The 15,574-nt window shown below is 73.3% G+C and carries 13 protein-coding genes and 2 riboswitches; of the genes, 6 read left to right on the top strand and 7 right to left on the bottom strand.

Going from position 1 to position 15,574, the window contains the following annotated elements; all coding sequences use genetic code 11:
- Positions 1 to 4: 4 nt before the first annotated feature.
- The 3 genes from ACFVQ3_RS05015 to ACFVQ3_RS05005 form a co-directional block, all read right to left on the bottom strand.
- A complete protein-coding gene (locus ACFVQ3_RS05015; RefSeq protein WP_387635844.1) occupies positions 5 to 1,054 on the bottom strand; it encodes an LLM class flavin-dependent oxidoreductase in 1,050 nt (349 codons plus the stop codon).
- Between the two features lie 128 nt (positions 1,055 to 1,182).
- Entirely contained in the window at positions 1,183 to 2,445 is a 1,263-nt protein-coding gene (locus ACFVQ3_RS05010; RefSeq protein ID WP_387636076.1) for an O-succinylhomoserine sulfhydrylase, read from the bottom strand.
- 20 nt (positions 2,446 to 2,465) lie between these two features.
- The gene (locus tag ACFVQ3_RS05005) at positions 2,466 to 2,930 is read right to left on the bottom strand and encodes a rhodanese-like domain-containing protein (RefSeq protein ID WP_387635841.1); all 465 of its coding nucleotides are present in this window, start codon (positions 2,928 to 2,930) and stop codon (positions 2,466 to 2,468) included.
- A gap of 6 nt (positions 2,931 to 2,936) precedes the next feature.
- Positions 2,937 to 3,029: riboswitch (SAM riboswitch) on the bottom strand.
- A gap of 74 nt (positions 3,030 to 3,103) precedes the next feature.
- Here ACFVQ3_RS05005 and ACFVQ3_RS05000 point away from each other — a divergent pair.
- The 3 genes from ACFVQ3_RS05000 to ACFVQ3_RS04990 all read left to right on the top strand — a co-directional run bounded on the left by ACFVQ3_RS05000 (position 3,104) and on the right by ACFVQ3_RS04990 (position 6,507).
- Positions 3,104 to 4,009, top strand: a complete 906-nt coding sequence (locus tag ACFVQ3_RS05000) for a phosphotransferase enzyme family protein (RefSeq protein WP_387635838.1) — start codon at positions 3,104 to 3,106, stop codon at positions 4,007 to 4,009.
- A 34-nt stretch (positions 4,010 to 4,043) separates the two neighbouring features.
- Positions 4,044 to 4,158, top strand: a riboswitch (SAM riboswitch).
- A gap of 41 nt (positions 4,159 to 4,199) precedes the next feature.
- Positions 4,200 to 5,600, top strand: coding sequence for an aminotransferase class V-fold PLP-dependent enzyme (locus ACFVQ3_RS04995; RefSeq protein WP_387635836.1), 1,401 nt, complete (start codon positions 4,200 to 4,202; stop codon positions 5,598 to 5,600).
- A gap of 82 nt (positions 5,601 to 5,682) precedes the next feature.
- Positions 5,683 to 6,507: a GNAT family N-acetyltransferase gene (locus tag ACFVQ3_RS04990; protein ID WP_387635833.1), complete on the top strand. Its 825-nt coding sequence runs from the start codon at positions 5,683 to 5,685 to the stop codon at positions 6,505 to 6,507.
- Positions 6,508 to 6,579: 72 nt separating this feature from the next.
- Here ACFVQ3_RS04990 and ACFVQ3_RS04985 read toward each other — a convergent pair whose 3' ends face one another.
- Complete coding sequence (locus ACFVQ3_RS04985) at positions 6,580 to 6,756, bottom strand: CsbD family protein (protein ID WP_387635831.1); 177 nt, start codon at positions 6,754 to 6,756, stop codon at positions 6,580 to 6,582.
- Between the two features lie 123 nt (positions 6,757 to 6,879).
- Between ACFVQ3_RS04985 and ACFVQ3_RS04980 the strand changes: the two genes are divergently transcribed.
- The 3 genes from ACFVQ3_RS04980 to ACFVQ3_RS04970 all read left to right on the top strand — a co-directional run bounded on the left by ACFVQ3_RS04980 (position 6,880) and on the right by ACFVQ3_RS04970 (position 11,342).
- Positions 6,880 to 7,488 (top strand): GNAT family N-acetyltransferase, encoded by a 609-nt coding sequence (locus tag ACFVQ3_RS04980; RefSeq protein ID WP_387635828.1) that lies wholly within the window; start codon positions 6,880 to 6,882, stop codon positions 7,486 to 7,488.
- A 110-nt stretch (positions 7,489 to 7,598) separates the two neighbouring features.
- Positions 7,599 to 9,092, top strand: coding sequence for a peptide MFS transporter (locus tag ACFVQ3_RS04975; protein WP_387635825.1), 1,494 nt, complete (start codon positions 7,599 to 7,601; stop codon positions 9,090 to 9,092).
- 75 nt (positions 9,093 to 9,167) lie between these two features.
- Complete coding sequence (locus ACFVQ3_RS04970; protein WP_387635822.1) at positions 9,168 to 11,342, top strand: CocE/NonD family hydrolase; 2,175 nt, start codon at positions 9,168 to 9,170, stop codon at positions 11,340 to 11,342.
- A 95-nt stretch (positions 11,343 to 11,437) separates the two neighbouring features.
- On the opposite strand, the gene ACFVQ3_RS04965 is transcribed toward ACFVQ3_RS04970, so the two are convergent.
- Genes ACFVQ3_RS04965 through ACFVQ3_RS04955 form a run of 3 tightly spaced genes read right to left on the bottom strand, consistent with a single transcriptional unit; the run spans position 11,438 to position 15,275 of the window.
- The gene (locus ACFVQ3_RS04965) at positions 11,438 to 12,424 is read right to left on the bottom strand and encodes a MaoC/PaaZ C-terminal domain-containing protein (protein ID WP_387635820.1); all 987 of its coding nucleotides are present in this window, start codon (positions 12,422 to 12,424) and stop codon (positions 11,438 to 11,440) included.
- A complete protein-coding gene (locus tag ACFVQ3_RS04960; protein ID WP_387635817.1) occupies positions 12,421 to 13,773 on the bottom strand; it encodes a 3-oxoacyl-ACP reductase in 1,353 nt (450 codons plus the stop codon). The genes ACFVQ3_RS04965 and ACFVQ3_RS04960 overlap by 4 nt, the downstream gene beginning before the upstream one ends.
- Positions 13,774 to 13,784: 11 nt before the next feature.
- Complete coding sequence (locus ACFVQ3_RS04955) at positions 13,785 to 15,275, bottom strand: acetyl-CoA C-acyltransferase (RefSeq protein WP_387635814.1); 1,491 nt, start codon at positions 15,273 to 15,275, stop codon at positions 13,785 to 13,787.
- Between the last annotated feature and the right edge of the window lie 299 nt (positions 15,276 to 15,574).

Genomic DNA, 15,574 nt, shown 5'->3' with positions numbered 1-15,574 from the left:
GTGGTCAGTCGCCGAGCGCGCCCGCGAGGAGCTCGATGGTCTGCGTGCGACCGGGCGTCGCGTCGAGGGACTCGTCGGCGCGCGAGCCCGCGACGGGCACGACCATGACCTCGTCGACGCCGTGCCGCGCGGCCAGCTCGCGCACGCGGCGGGCCGCGGCCTGGGGCTCGTCGACGATCCAGCGGTCGAGCATCTCGTCGGCCATCTGCGACGTGAGCCCGTCGAGCGGCGTGGACGCGGCGTCCTCGACCGTCTCCTGCGCACCGAGCGGCTTGCCCGAGCGCAGGCGCGCCATCATGCGGGCCTGCGGCAGCGCGCGGGCACGGGCCTCGTCGAGCGTCGGGGCGACCGACACGTTGACCGTCAGGAAGGTCTCCGGCGTCGGGTGCTCGGGCGACGGACGGTAGCCCTCGCGGTACAGCGCGAGGATCTCGTCGATGCCGGCGCCCGAGAAGTGGTTGGCGAACACGTACGGCATCCCGAGCTCTGCGGCGAGGCGCGCCGAGTAGTCGCTCGACCCGAGCAGCCACACGGTCGGCACCGACTCGGCGGCCGGGGTCGCGTGGACGTCGTAGACCTGGCCGGTCGTGAGGCGCACCGACGCCCCTTCGGCGCTCATGAGCGAGCGGATGTCCTGGACGTGCTGGGGGAAGCGGTCGACGTCCGACGTGGGACCGCTGCTGCGGAGCAGCGCCGTGACGACGGGGTCGCTGCCGGGCGCGCGCCCGATCCCCAGGTCGATGCGCCCCGGGGCCATGGCCTCCAGGACCGCGAACTGCTCGGCGACGACGAGCGGCGCGTGGTTCGGGAGCATGACACCTCCCGACCCGACACGGATGCGGTCGGTCACCGCGGCGGCCGCCGAGATCATGACGGGCGGGGCGGACGCGGCGACCGCGGGCATGTTGTGGTGCTCGGCGAACCAGTAGCGCGTGAAGCCGAGCCGGTCGGCGAGGCGCACGAGGTCCAGGGAGGCGGCGATGGCCTGGGAGCTGGACTGTCCCGAACGGACGGGGACGAGGTCGAGGACGGAGAGGCGCGGCGAGGTAGTCATCGCCAGGTGCAACCCCGGGATACGGCCGGGGTATTCCTGGCCCCGTCGTGTCGCTGGGTGCGGGGTGGTCGTCGCCGATCGCTCGGTCCGACGACAGCCACCCCGCACCCAGCGGTGCCGGTGACGGCCTAGCGTGCGGCGAGCGCCTGCTCGACGTCCTCGATCAGGTCGAGCGGGTCCTCGAGGCCGATCGACAGGCGCACGGTCGTCTCCGCGATCCCGACGGCGGCACGCCCCTCAGGGCCCAGCTTGCGGTGCGTCGTGGTCGCCGGGTGCGTGACGAGCGACTTGGCGTCGCCCAGGTTGTTCGAGATGTCCACGACCCGCAGGGCGTCGAGGAACTGGAACGTGCGCTTCTTGAGGAGCTCGGGGTCGGTGTGCGGGTCGTCGGCGCCGGGCACGTCGAGGTTGAACGTCACGACCGTCCCGCCGCCGCTCTGCTGGGCCTTGGCGAGCTCGACCTGCGGGTGCGAGGCCAGGAACGGGTAGCGCACGGCCGTGATGCCGGGCAGGTCCTCGAGGGCCGTCGCGACCTGGAACGCCGCGGCGTTCTGCGCCTTGACACGCACGGACAGCGTCTCGAGCCCCTTGACCAGGACCCACGCGTTGAACGCGCTGAGCGAGGGACCGGTGTTGCGGATGAAGGTCTGGACGGGGCCCTTGACGTACTCCTCGGAGCCCAGGATCGCGCCGCCCAGCACGCGGCCCTGGCCGTCGATGTGCTTCGTCGCCGAGTACACGACGACGTCCGCCCCGAGCTCGAGCGGCTTCTGCAGCACGGGGGTCGCGAACACGTTGTCGAGCACGACGACGGCGCCTGCGGCGTGCGCGAGGTCGCTCACGCGGCGGACGTCGATCACGTCCTGCATGGGGTTGGACGGGGTCTCGAAGAAGACGACGTCCGCGGGGGTCGACAGCGCCTCCTCCCACTGCGAGAGGACGTGCCCGTCGACGTAGTCGGTGCGCACGCCCCACTTGGCGAAGATCTCGTCGAAGATCACGAGCGACGAGCCGAACAGGGCTCGGGCCGCGACGATGCGCGAGCCCGAACCGACCAGGGCCGCGAGGGACGTGAACACCGCGGACATGCCCGACGCCGTCGCGTAGCAGGCCTCTGCGCCCTCGATGAGGCGCAGCCGCTCCTCGAACGTGTGCACGGTCGGGTTGCCGTAGCGCGAGTAGATGAAGCGGTCGACCTCGCCCGTGAACGCCGCCTCGGCCTCGGCTGCGCTCCCGTACACGTAACCCTGCGTGAGGAAGAGCGCCTCGCTCGTCTCCTCGAAGCTCGTGCGGGCGTGGCCGCCGCGTACCGCGAGCGTGTCGGGGCGGACCGAGCGGGGGAGCGGGCCGCGACCCGAGCCGCCGGGGATGCCGGCGGGGATGCGCAGCACGCCGTCCCCGGTCGCGGCGCTCACGACTGCGTCCAAGGGAGCCCGGCTGCGCGCCAGCCGTCGGACCCGCGGTGGCCACCGCCGTCGAGCGCTCCCTCGAAGCCCTCGAGAACGTTGTACGCGGGACCCAGGCCCGCGGCTGTCGCGGCCCGGGCCGCGCCGATCGAGCGGGCTCCCGAGCGGCACAGGAAGACGACCGGGACCTCGGGGGTCAGCCCGGCCGCGGTGAGGTCGGTGACGAACGCCGGGTTGGGGCGGCCCGCGACGTCGACCCACTGGGTCAGGACGGGCTCACGGCCGGTCGACGACAGGTCGGGGACACCCACGAAGCGCCACTCGGCGTCGGTACGGACGTCCACGAGGACGGCGCTCGGGTCGCTCTGCAGAAGGGCCCAGGCCTGCTGGGGCGTGATGTCGCCGGCGTAGCCGTCGGCGGGCCGGGCGTCGGGGACCGGGGCAGCGGTCGCGCGGTCGGGGGCACTCATGGTGATCCTCCATCGGTCGTGGCGGTAGCACCCTCGCCCGTCACCGGGGGGTTGCTGCGGCGTCATCGTGCCAAGTCACTCAGCCGCTCTGGATGGTTGCGTCGGATCGTACGCCACCGTGACCACGGAAAAGAACAGGTGTCTCGCAGGGTGGTCGGGCTAGGTTCCTGCGCATGAGCCACCTCCCGACACCGGACCGCGAGACGCCGGACCAGACCGAGGAGCCCCTGGTCGGCGGGAACTCGACGACCGTAGTGCGCAGCGGCGACACCGTCCGCCGGACCGCGGGGCCCTGGACGCCGACGGTCCAGGCGCTCCTGCGGCACCTGCGGGCGCAGGGCGTCACCGAGGTGCCCGAACCGCTGGGTGTCGACGACCAGGGTCGCGAGGTCCTGTCCTTCCTCGCCGGCGACGTCGCGAACTACCCGCTGCCCCTGTGGGTCTGGGACGAGTCGGTGCTCCGGGGCGCGGGCGCGCTCCTGCGGCGCGTGCACGACGCGAGCGTCGGGTTCCTCGCGGCCACGGCCACGGCCACGGCCCCCGAGAGCTCTGCCGGTGCCGCCCCCTCGGCCCTGATGTGGCAGACCCCGCCGCACGAGCCCGCCGAGGTCGTGTGCCACAACGACGTCGCCCCGTACAACCTGGTCTTCCGCGACGGCGCGGTGGCCGGGCTCATCGACTTCGACACCGCGAGCCCGGGCCCCCGGATCTGGGACCTGGCCTACCTCGGCTACCGGCTCGCGCCTCTCGTGGCGGACGCCTCGGACGCGGACGGGGCCGACGCCGTCGGGCGGCTGAACCGGCTGGCGCGGCTCGACGCCCTGGTCTCCGCGTACGGGATGCCGTACTCGCGCCGCGAGGTCCTGACGGTCATGGTCGCGCGGCTCGACGAGCTCGCTGCCTTCACCGACGAGCGGGCGTCCGCGACGGGACGGGCAGACTTCCGGGAGCACGCGGCCATGTACCGGGCCGACGCGCGGAGGGCCAGGGCGCTCGCGGACTCGTCCTCCGACTCGCCGGTCCAGCCCGTCCGACAGACCGCCCTGACCACCATCCGAGACGCGGTGCCCACCGGTTGACACGCTCCGCGCGCCTCGACCATCCTGGACACCAGGTCATGAGTGCCAGCGCAAAACCCCGGTTTGCTGGCCGGCAACCCTCCTCCGCGGTGGGGTGCCCCGGGTGACGACCAGGTCCCTCTCTATCTGGAGGGGGGCAAGCGCGGAGGGGCCGGCACGGCGTACTCCGACGACCACTGGAGGACGTGCCATGAGCGCACACGCAGTCATCGAAGCACCCACCTCGTGTGCCGTGCTGCCCGTCGTGGGCAGCGACACCCTGGTCCCCCTCGTCGACGGGCGCAGCGTCCCGTACGCGAACCTCGACGTCGCGGCCTCGGCCCCGGCGCTCCAGGTCGTGGCCGACCGGGTCAACGAGGTCCTGCCGCTGTACGCGAGCGTGCACCGCGGCGCGGGCTACCTGTCGCAGGTGTCGACGGCCCTCTACGAGGCCGCCCGCCAGACCATCGGCTCGTTCGTCGGCGCGCGCGAGGACGACGTCACGATCGTCACGCGCAACACCACGGACTCCCTCAACCTCCTCGCGGGCTGCGTCCCGGCCCAGGCGGACGGGTCGCCGGGCCGCGTGCTCGTCCTCGACGTCGAGCACCACGCGAACCTCCTGCCCTGGCAGCGCACGGGCGGCGCGACGGTCCTCGTCGGTGGCGCGACGGTCGCCGAGACCCTGTCGGGCCTGCGCACCGAGCTCGCCCGCTTCCCGTACGCGCTCGTCGCGGTCACGGGCGCCTCGAACGTCACGGGCGAGTCGCTGCCGCTCGCCGAGGTCGTGGCCGCGGCGCACGACGCCGGGGCCCGCGTCCTGCTCGACGGTGCCCAGCTCGTCCCGCACCGGGGCGTCTCGCTCGCCGCGAGCGACGTGGACTACGTCGCGTTCTCGGGGCACAAGACGTACGCGCCGTTCGGCGCGGGCGCTCTCGTGGGTCGCCGCGACTGGCTCGACACCGGCACGCCCTACCTCGCCGGTGGTGGCGCGGTGCGCAACGTGACCCTCGACGGCACCTCGTGGCAGAGCGCCCCGGCGCGGCACGAGGCCGGGTCGCCCAACGTGATCGGCGCGGTCGCGCTGGCCTCCGCGTGCGACGCGCTCGCGGCTCTCGAGCCGGGTGCGCTCGTCGCGCACGAGACCGAGCTGCGGGCCCGCCTCGTCGAAGGCCTGGAGGCGATCGACGGCGTGCGCGTCGTGCGGGCCTGGGCCGACGCGGTCGACCCGGTGGGCGTCGTGACGTTCTCGGTCGACGGCTCCGACGCAGGGCTCGTCGCGGCCTACCTGTCGGCCGAGCACGGCATCGGCGTGCGTGACGGCCGCTTCTGCGCGCACCCGCTCCTGGCCCGGCTGGGTTTCCCGGCCGGGGCGATCCGGGCGTCGATCGGGGTCGGCACCACGGGTGAGGAGATCGAGCGCCTGCTCACCGCGCTGCGCACCTGGGTGACCGAGGGGGCCAAGACCCGCTACGAGGTCGTGGACGGCTGCTGGGTGGTGAGCGACGACCCTCGCCCGCTCCTGCAGGTCGCGGGCCTCTCGGGACTCTTCGCGACGGCCGCTGCGGGCTACATCACGGCCGCCGTGGGCTGCGGGCCGGCCCCCGCCTGAGGGGCCCTCTGACCTGCGAAGACGTTGCCTGGACCGCAACGTTCACCGGGGCGTCACCCGGTCGTTCACGAACGACCGCTCCGTGGTCTTGGCGGCGACGCCTGCGTGTGTTCTGATTTGCGCTGTGCAGCACGATGTCCACCTTGAAGGCCACGGGTTCCGCCTCGAACCCCTGGCTGTCGCGCACGCCGGTGCGCTGGCCCAGATCGTCGATCCGTCGATGTGGGCAGGCATGAGTACGACCCTCCCCGAGGGGGAGGTCGGGATGGTGAACTTCATCGAGGACACCCGCGCCACCCGCGCGCTGACGGCCTTCGCCGTCGTCGACGCGGGCTCGGGTCTCGTGGTGGGGAGCACCGCTTTCCGTGACCTGTCGCTCGACGACAGGCGCGTGGAGATCGGGCGGACCTTCTACGCCCGTTCCACGTGGGGGAGCCTCGTCAACCCCGTCTCGAAATGGTTGCTGCTCCGACATGCGTTCGAGTCGTGGGACGTGCACCGCGTGGGATTCCGGGTGGACGCGCGCAACGCTCGCTCGCTCGCCGCGATGCGTCGCCTCGGCGCGTACGAGGAGGGCGTCATGCGTGGTCATCGCACGGCTCCTGACGGGACCCGGGCCGACTCGGTGTGCTTCTCGATCCTGGCGCACGAGTGGGCGGGCGTCGAGCTCGGCCTGCTCGACCGGATCGCGAGCCCGCGCATCGTGCCCGTGCTCGGACCGGTCGGGCTGACCGACGCCGGGGAGCCCGACGCCGGGGCGCCCGGTCCCGGGGTCCCCGTGGGGCCGCCGGTGCTCACGGTGGTGCCGCCCGTCGGCGAGGAGTCGTTCGGGGGAGATGCGCACGGCATCCTCGCCGTGCCTGACCTCGCTGCGGTCCCCGACCTGCCCCCGGTCATCGCACTCTGACCTTCTCGTCCACCCTGTCCACAGCACCGCCCCGGGACCCGCAAGGGTCCCGGGGCGGTCTTCGTCGGGGCGTCAGTCCTTCTTGAAGGCGTCCTTGACGTCGTCGCCGGCCTGCTTCACGTTGGCCTTCGCCTGGTCGGCGTGCCCCTCGGCCTCGAGGCGCTCGTTCCCGGTGAGCTTCCCGGCACCTTCCTTGATCTTGCCCTCGGCCTCTTCGGCACCGTGCTTGATCTTGTCTCCCAGTCCCATGGGGTTCCTCCCTCGGTGGTGGTGGCTGCTTCCTGACGACCGTAGGCAGGGGACCGGGGCACTCGCATCTCGGGTGACGGGCGTTCCACGAGACCTTCACAAGTGGTCGGGCAGGATGCCCGTATGGAGAACGACGTCGTCCTGGAAGGGTTCGGGCTGCGCCTCGAGCCGCTCGCCGAGGAGCATGCGCCCGCCCTGGCGGGTCTCGTCGACGACGCGATGTGGGCCGGGATGTCGACCCCCGTGCCGCGCAGCGCGGCAGACGTGGTCGCCCTCGTGCGCGATGCGGTGGCGACGCCCGGACGGTTGGCGTGGGCCGTCGTCGGGCAGGGGAGTCCCGGGCCCGACGGCGCCGCGGAGGTCCGAGGGAGCACGTCGCTCTACGAGTGGTCGCCTGCGCAGCGGCGCGTCGAGCTCGGGTGGACGTACTACGGCCGGCCGTGGTGGGGCGGCGTGACCAACCCGGCGTGCAAGCTCCTCGTGCTGCGGCACGCGTTCGAGGTGCTCGACGTCGAGCGCGTGGCGCTGCGGGCCGACGCGCGCAACACCCGCTCGATCGCGGCGATCCGGCGCCTCGGTGCGGTGCCGGAGGGCGTGCTGCGCAGCCACCGGGTCGCGCCCGACGGGTCGCGCGGGGACTCGGCCTACTTCTCGATCCTCGCGGACGAGTGGCCGGGGGTCCGCGACGGGCTGCTGGACCGTCTGCTGCGCCCGGGGCCGGCGCGACGATGACGACGACGGGCCGGCCAGGGACGCCCCTGTGGCCTCTTCGCCCGATCCTCCTTAGGTTGGAAGGATGCCTCCGCGGACCTGCGACGGGCTGACCGACCGCTGGAGGGCTGTTGACGACCGAGGACGCACGACCGGCAGGCCCCACGGTCGACCCGGACGACCGAGCCTTCTTCGGGCACCCCCGAGGGCTCTCGACCCTGTTCGGCCTCGAGGTCTGGGAGCGGTTCTCCTTCCTCGGGATGCAGGCGATCCTCGTCCTGTTCTTCACCGCGTCGGTCGCGGAGGACGGGCTCGGCATGGACGCGGGCCCCGCAGCCTCGATCGCCGCCGGCTACGGGACCATGGTCTACCTGGTCTCGGTCGGCGGAGGGTGGATCGCGGACCGTGTCCTCGGGTCGTACCGAGCGGTCCTGTGGGGCGGCATCCTCATCGCGTGCGGGCACTACACCATGGCGATCCCGGCCGAGCTCTCGACGTGGCTCGGGCTGGTCCTCATCAGCCTGGGTACGGGCCTGCTCAAGCCCAACGTGTCGACGCTCGTGGGCAAGCTCTACTCGACCACCGACGAGCGGCGCGACGCGGGCTTCGCGCTCTACTACATGGGCATCAACGTGGGCGCGTTCTTCGGCCCCCTGGTCACGGGGTGGCTCGGCGCCGACGTCGGGTGGCACTGGGGCTTCTCGGCCGCCGCGATCGGCATGACCGCGGGAGTGGTCCAGTACGTCGTGGGCCGCAGGCACGTCCCCGGGCACGGACGCGGCCCCGAGGCGCCCCTGCCGCCGGCCGTGATGCGCCGGACCCTGTGGATCCTGGGTGGGGTCGCGGCCGGGGTGGTGGTCCTCGCCGTCGGGCTGGCGCTCGTGGGGCGGCTCAGCATCGCGGGTGTCGTCGACGCGCTGACCGTGGTCGCGATGGCCGCGCCGATCGTCTACTTCACGGTGATGTTCCGCAGCCCGCGCGTGACGGGGGAGGAGCGCGGCCGGCTGCGGCCGTTCCTGGTGCTGTGGTTCGCGTCGGTCGCGTTCAACTTCGTGCTCTTTCAGGCGTACAGCGTCCTGATCCTGCTGGCCGACCAGCACGTCGAGCGCACGATCTTCGGGTGGGAGGCCCCCGCTGCGTGGTTCAGCTCGTTCCTCGGTGGCGTCGAGGTGCTCGTCGCGCCCGTGGTCGCGGCCCTGTGGACGTGGCTCGGACCGCGGCAGCCGCACGCGTCCAAGAAGATCGCGATCGGCGCGCTCCTCGGCGGGCTGTCCTACCTGATCCTCGTGCCCGCGGTGACCGGGCAGAGCGGCGACTGGAAGATCGCCGTGTGGTGGCTCCTGGCCTCGCTCCTGCTGCTGGGCCTCGGCGACGTCCTGCTCCAGACGACGGGCCTGTCCGCGACGACCAAGCTCGCCCCGGCGGCGTTCTCGAGCCAGTCGATGGCCGTGTGGTTCCTGTCGATCGCGCTCGCGAACGGCATCCAGGCGCAGACCGTCCGGTTCTACGGCGAGATCCCCGACGGCCTCTACTTCACGCTCAACGGGGCCGTGGCCGTGCTCGTCGCGGTCGTCGTCCTGGTCCTGTCGCCCTGGATGAAGCGGACCATGCACCCCGTGCACTGACACGCGAGACCGGAACCACCGGCACGACCGGGACCACCCGCACCACCCGCACCACCCAGCACCGGAGGAACCACCATGCGGTACGTGACCGAGCTCCCGTTCGAGACGACGGTCGAGGACCACTGGATACCCCTCGCCGACGGGACGCGCCTCGCGGCGCGCGTGTGGCGACCTGTCGACCCCACGCCCGTCCCCGCGGTCCTGGAGTACCTGCCCTACCGCCTGTCCGACTGGACCGCCCCGCGCGACGCGCAGCGCCACCCGTACTACGCGGGCCACGGGTACGGGTCGGTGCGTGTCGACATCCGCGGCAGCGGGAACTCCGACGGCCACCAGGACGACGAGTACTCGCCGACCGAGCTGGCCGACGGCGTCGCGGTCGTCGAGTGGCTCGCGGCGCAGGAGTGGTGCAGCGGCAGGGTCGGGATGTTCGGGATCTCGTGGGGAGGGTTCAACGCCCTCCAGGTCGCGGCCCTCGCACCCGAGGCGCTCCGGGCGATCGTCACGGTGTGCTCGACCGACGACCGCTACGACAACGACGTCCACTACACGGGCGGGTCGGTCCTCGCGGTCGACATGCACGCCTGGGCCGCGACCATGCTCGCGTTCTGCTCCCGGCCCCCGGACCCGGCCGTCGTGGGCGACCGGTGGAAGGAGCAGTGGCTCGACCGGCTCGAGCACACCCAGCCGTTCGTCCACACCTGGCTCGACCACCAGACGCGCGACGACTACTGGCGCCACGGCAGCGTGATCGAGGACTACTCGGCGATCAAGGCCGCGGTGCTCGCGGTCGGCGGGTGGAACGACCCGTACCGCGACACGGTCCTGCGGCTCGTGGCCGCGGGCGACACGACGGCGGACGGAGACCGCTCCCTGGGCGGTCCGGTCCGCGGCATCGTCGGTCCGTGGTCGCACCAGTACCCCGACCGCGGCCTGCCACCCGGACCGTCGATCGGCTTCCTCCAGGAGACGCTGCGCTGGTGGGACCAGTTCCTCAAGGACGAGGACACGGGAGCCCTCGACGAACCGGCGCTGCGTGCGTGGGTCACCGATTCGGTGCCGCCCGCCACGGTCTACGACGAGCTGCCCGGACGCTGGGTCGGGGAGGAGCGGTGGCCGTCACCGCACGTCCGGCCGACGGTCCTCCCGCTCGCCGGAGCGCCGGGTGGACCGGACGACACCGACGACGCGGCGGCCGCCACCGTGCTGCGCACGACCGCGCCGCTCGTCACGCACCTGCCCGCCCGCCCGAGCCCGGCGGGCGGCCGGCAGACCGCCCCGGCGGACGTGCCGCCGTCGTGCCTCGTGGACTCTCCCCAGCACACCGGGATCGACGCGGGACGCTTCTTCCCGTTCGGCAACGACGCGGACCTGCCGCCCGACCAGCGCGAGGAGGACGGGCGGTCCGTGTGCTTCGACTCGGCCCCGCTCACGCAGCGACTCGAGATCCTGGGCCGGGCCCGCGTCCGTCTGCGCCTGTCGTGCGCGGGCGACAAGGGCCAGGTCGTGGCGCGCCTGTGCGACGTGGGGCCGGACGGCTCCTCGACGCTCGTGACGCGTGGCGTGCTCAACCTGTCGGCCCGTGAGGGGCGCGACCTCGTCGTGCCCTGGGAACCCGGCGCGACGCACGACGTGACGTTCGAGCTCAGCGGAACCGGGTACGCGCTCGCGCCCGGGCACCGGCTCCGGCTCGCGGTCTCCTCCGCGTACTGGCCGTGGGTGTGGCCGCAGCCGGGCGGGGCGGCGCTCGCGGTCGCGCCCGCGGGCAGCTCGCTCGAGCTCCCGCTGCACGACGGCGCGGCTCCTGGTGGCCACCCGGTCGTCACCTTCGGGGAGCCCGAGCAGGCGCCCCCGCTGGGCGTCGTCTACCCGGAGACCGCGGACCAGCGACCCGAGCGGCGCGTCGTGCGCGACGTCGCACCCGACGAGTGGCTCCTGGAGGTCGACCCGCGCTACGGCGGGACCCGCATCTACCCCGACGGTCTGGAGTTCACCGAGGACGCGCTCGAGCGGTACTGGATCGGGCGTGACCCGCTGAGCGCGCGTACGCGCTCGGACTGGAGCGTGCGGCTGCGTCGGCCTGGTGCCACGCCGGCCGACCTCGCGTGGGACGCGAGCATCGTGACGCGCTCGGAGATCACGTGCGACGCCGAGCACTTCCACACCGACGACGAGGTCGTGGCGCGCGACGGCCAGGACGTGGTGTTCGAACGCCGGTGGCGGCGCAGCATCCGGCGCACCGCGGGGTGACCGTCCTGCCGAGTAGCGAGCAGATGCCCCTGATCTGACCCGATCAGGGGCATCTGCTCACTTCTCGGCAGCCGCTGCGGCTCCCGCACGAGCGCTCAGCGCGGCGTGACCGTCCCGCTGAAGTGGCGCCTGCCGCTCTTCCCGTTCCAGCCCACGTACGTGAACCCCGCGTCCCGACCCGGGTGCGCTCCGGCGTCGGGCTCGCGGGTGATCGCCACCTGGACCGTGCCGGGGATCAGGACCGGCTTCTCGAACTCGACCGTCCAGTCGTACGCGTCGCCGCGTGCGGCGCCGACCTCGGCCAGCGCTCGGGCGGCCGTGTACATGCCGTGCGCGATGGTCCGCGGGAAGCCGAACGCCTTGGCGCCCAGGACCGAGGTGTGGATCGGGTTGCGGTCGCCGGAGATCGCGCCGTACGCGCGACCGATCCCGCCGCCGAGCTCCCAGCGCGCCGTCGGCAGCGGCGGCACGAAGTCCTCGCGGGGCCCGTCGTCGGTCCGCGGGGCGGTCGACCCCTCCGACGACGGCAGCCGGAACCCCTTGGCCAGGTACGTCGAGGCGCCCCGGTACGCGAGCTCGCCGTCCGTGCTCACCTCGGTCACGAGGTCCACCTGGACCCCGCGCCGGTGAGCGCGCAGGTTCTCGGCGGTCGCGCGCACCTCGAGCACGTGGCCGACCCGCACGGGCCGGTGCACCGAGACCGCGTTCGACACGTGCACCAGGCCCAGCAGCGGCAGCGGGAAGTCGCCGCGGACCATGAGCGCGGTCGCGAGCGGGAACGCGAGCACGTGCAGGTACCCCGCGGGCAGGGTGTCGTCGACGCGCTCGCCGATCAGCCGCTGGTACGCGGTCAGGTGCTCGGTCACGCCCGCGGTCGGGACGTCGGCGACGCGGTAGACGACGTCCGGCAGGACGACGTCGCGCGGCCCGGGCAGGACGCGTCCCACGGGGGAGCGCGTCACGGCGATCCGGCCCGACGACGCCACGCCCTTCGCGTAGAGGCCGCCGAGCCCCGGCAGCGAGGGCAGCGTGACGAGACGCGGGTTGCGGTGCTCGGGGGTCTCCTGCGCGGCGGCCGTCACGCGCCCACCAGGCTCTGGCCGCACACGCGCAGCACCTGGCCGTTGACGCCCGCCGCGGCGGGGGAGGCGAGGAACGAGATCGCCTCGGCGACGTCGATCGGCTGCCCGCCCTGCTGGAGCGAGGACACGCGACGGGCCATCTCACGCTGGACGAGCGGGATCGAGGCCGTCATGTCGGTCTCGATGAACCCGGGCGCGACCGCGTTGGCCGAGCCGCCGAGCGGGGCCAGGAGGCGGGCGGTCGCCCGCGTGTGCCCGATGACCCCGGCCTTGGAGGCGCCGTAGTTCGTCTGCCCACGGTTGCCCGCGATGCCGCTCGTCGAGGCGAGCGAGACGATGTGCGGGGCCTCCGAGAATCCGTTCGCACCCAGCAGGTACTCGTTGATCCGCAGCTGGGAGAGCAGGTTGACCGCGATCACGGCGTCCCACTTGTCGGGGGACATGTTGGCGAGCAGCTTGTCGCGCAGGATCCCGGCGTTGTGGACCAGGATGTGCAGGCCGCCGTGGCGTGTCCGGGCGTGCTCGAGGATGCGGGCTCCCGCGTCCTCGGCCGTCACGTCGAGCTGCAGGGCCGTGCCCTTGATCTCGTTGGCGACCTTCGCGAGGGACTCGCCCGCGGCGGGGACGTCGACCACGACGACCGTGGCGCCGTCGCGGGCGAGCGTGCGGGCGATGGCCGCGCCGATCCCGCGGGCCGCACCCGTCACGACCGCGACGCGCCCTGCGAGGGGTCGGTCCCAGTCGGTCGTGGCCTCGGTCGCGGCGGGGCCCACGTGCAGGAGCTGCCCGTCGACGAACGCCGAGCTCCCCGACAGGAAGAACCGCAGCGTGGCCAGGGCCGACGTCGAGTCCGGTGCGGCGCCGTCCGTGAGCTGGATGCCGTTGGCCGTCGCGCCCGCACGGAGCTCCTTGGCGAGCGAGCGCAGGAACCCGTCGACGCCCTGGCGGGTCGCCGCGAGGAGGGGTGTGTCGTCGTCGGCCGGTGCACGCGAGACGGTCACGACGCGGCCGCCCGGCGCGAGGCGGCGCAGGTTCGCGCCGAGCTCGAGCACGGGGGCGGAGAAGTCCGCCGGGCTGGTGGCGCCCGTCAGGACCACGACGACCGCCCCCCACCGGGTCTCCCCGTCGCCCGCGTTCTGCCGGACGTCGAGGTCCCACCCGAGCAGGGCCTGCGCGACGGCGTTCGTGTCCTTGGCCGAGCCGGGCTCGCCGATCACGAGCACCGGGCCGGGCACCAGCGGGTCGCCGGGACGGTAGCGGCGCAGCACGGCAGGGCGGGGCAGGCCGAGCTTCTTGGCGAGCGTCTTGGTGAAGCCGGAGTTCACGGCGGACAGGTACTTGTCGGTCATGGTGGGCTCCCTCAGCTCTCGGTGCTCTGTGCGGTCGTGGTGGCCGGGCTCGCGCTCTCGAGGATCGCGGCGAGGCCCAGGCCGCCCGCAGCGCAGATCGAGATGAGCACGCGGGCCGGGCGGCCCGTCTCGCGGGCCTTGTCGGCCACGAGCTTCGCGGCCGTCGCGACGATGCGCCCGCCGGTCGCGGCGAACGGGTGCCCTGCAGCGAGCGACGAGCCGTGGACGTTGAGGCGCGTCCGGTCGATCGACCCGAACGCGCCGTCGAGGCCGAGCTCGGTCCGGCAGTAGTCGTCGTCCTCCCACGCGGCCAGGGTCGTCAGGACGGTCGAGGCGAAGGCCTCGTGGATCTCGTAGAAGTCGAAGTCCTCGAGCGCCAGACCGTTGCGGGCCAGCAGGCGGGGAACTGCGTGCGCCGGCGCCATGAGCAACCCCTCGTGACCGTGGACGAAGTCGACCGCGGCGGACTCGGCGTCGACCACGCGGGCGAGGAGGGGCAGGTCGTGCTCTGCGGCCCACTCGCGGGAGCCGAGCAGGACGACGGACGCGCCGTCGGTCAGGGGCGTCGAGTTGCCGGCGGTCATCGTGGGCCCCGTCGGCAGGGCGTGCTCCGCGGCTCCGCCCGAGGTGCCGCGCGCCGCGGCCCCGTGCGTGGGCGCGCTCGGCGTGAGGTGCTTGCCGAAGACCGGCTTGAGCGACGCGAGCTTCTCGGCGGACGAGTCGGCGCGCATGTTCTGGTCCTGCGTGAGGCCGCGGAACGGGGTCACGAGGTCGTCGAAGAACCCGTCCTTCCACGCGGCGGCGAGGTTCAGGTGGCTGTTCAGGGCGACCTCGTCCTGCGCCTCGCGCGTGATGCCCCAGGCGGCGGTGGTGATCGCCTGGTGCTCACCCATCGACAGCCCCGTGCGAGGTTCTCCCGTGCTGGGCGTCGACGGTGCCAGGTCGCCCGGGCGCACGGCGGCGAACGCCTTGAGGCGTGCCCCGAGCGTCTTGGCGTGGCTGGCCTTGAGCAGCGCCTTGCGCAGCCCCTCGCTCACCGCGATCGGGGCGTCGGACACGGTGTCGGAGCCGCCCGCGACGCCCGACTCGATCTGCCCGAGGCGGATCTTGTTGGACACGGTCACGACGGCCTCGAGGCCCGTCGCGCACGCCTGCTGGAGGTCGAACGCGGGGGTCTGGGGCGAGAGCGACGACCCGAGGACGGACTCGCGGACCAGGTTGAAGTCGCGCGAGTGCTTGAGGACGGCACCGCCGACGACCTCGCCCAGGCGCTCGCCCTGGAGGCCGTAGCGGGCCACGAGCCCTTCGAGGGCCGCCGTGAACATGTCCTGGTTGCCGGCTCCCGTGTACTTGCCGCCCGCGCGGGCGAACGGGATGCGGTTGCCGCCCAGGACGTAGGCGTCGCGAGGGGCGGGCGTGCGCCCGGGCTGCTCGACGGGCTGCGCTTCCGGCCGCTCGTCGGTTCCGGGGGTGGTGGTCTGGGGTGTCTTCGGGGTGGCCACTTCGCCTGCTCTCTCTCGCGTCGTTGCTGAGGGTGGGGACCGCGGGCGCGATCCACGCGGTGTCCAAGACCCACAGTACCTGATACTCTCGGTACCGTGAGGTGGGTCACACCCCTCGCTCCCTGCGCCCCGGCGGTCCCCGCCTCGAGAGGGCGCCGCCCGGCCGGCCACTCGCGGACCGCCGGACGGACGACCAGGGACGACACCGACGTCGGGCACCACTGGAGGACTGCGTGATCAACGGCGACACGAACGGACGAGCCGGGAGACCCCGCACTGCCGTGCTCTCTCGCGACCCC

Source organism: Oerskovia sp. NPDC057915 (genome assembly GCF_042887685.1).
Classification (GTDB): Bacteria; Actinomycetota; Actinomycetes; order Actinomycetales; family Cellulomonadaceae; genus Oerskovia.
Note: the sequence above shows the minus strand (reverse complement) of the source record. Positions and strands in the feature narration are given on the sequence as shown.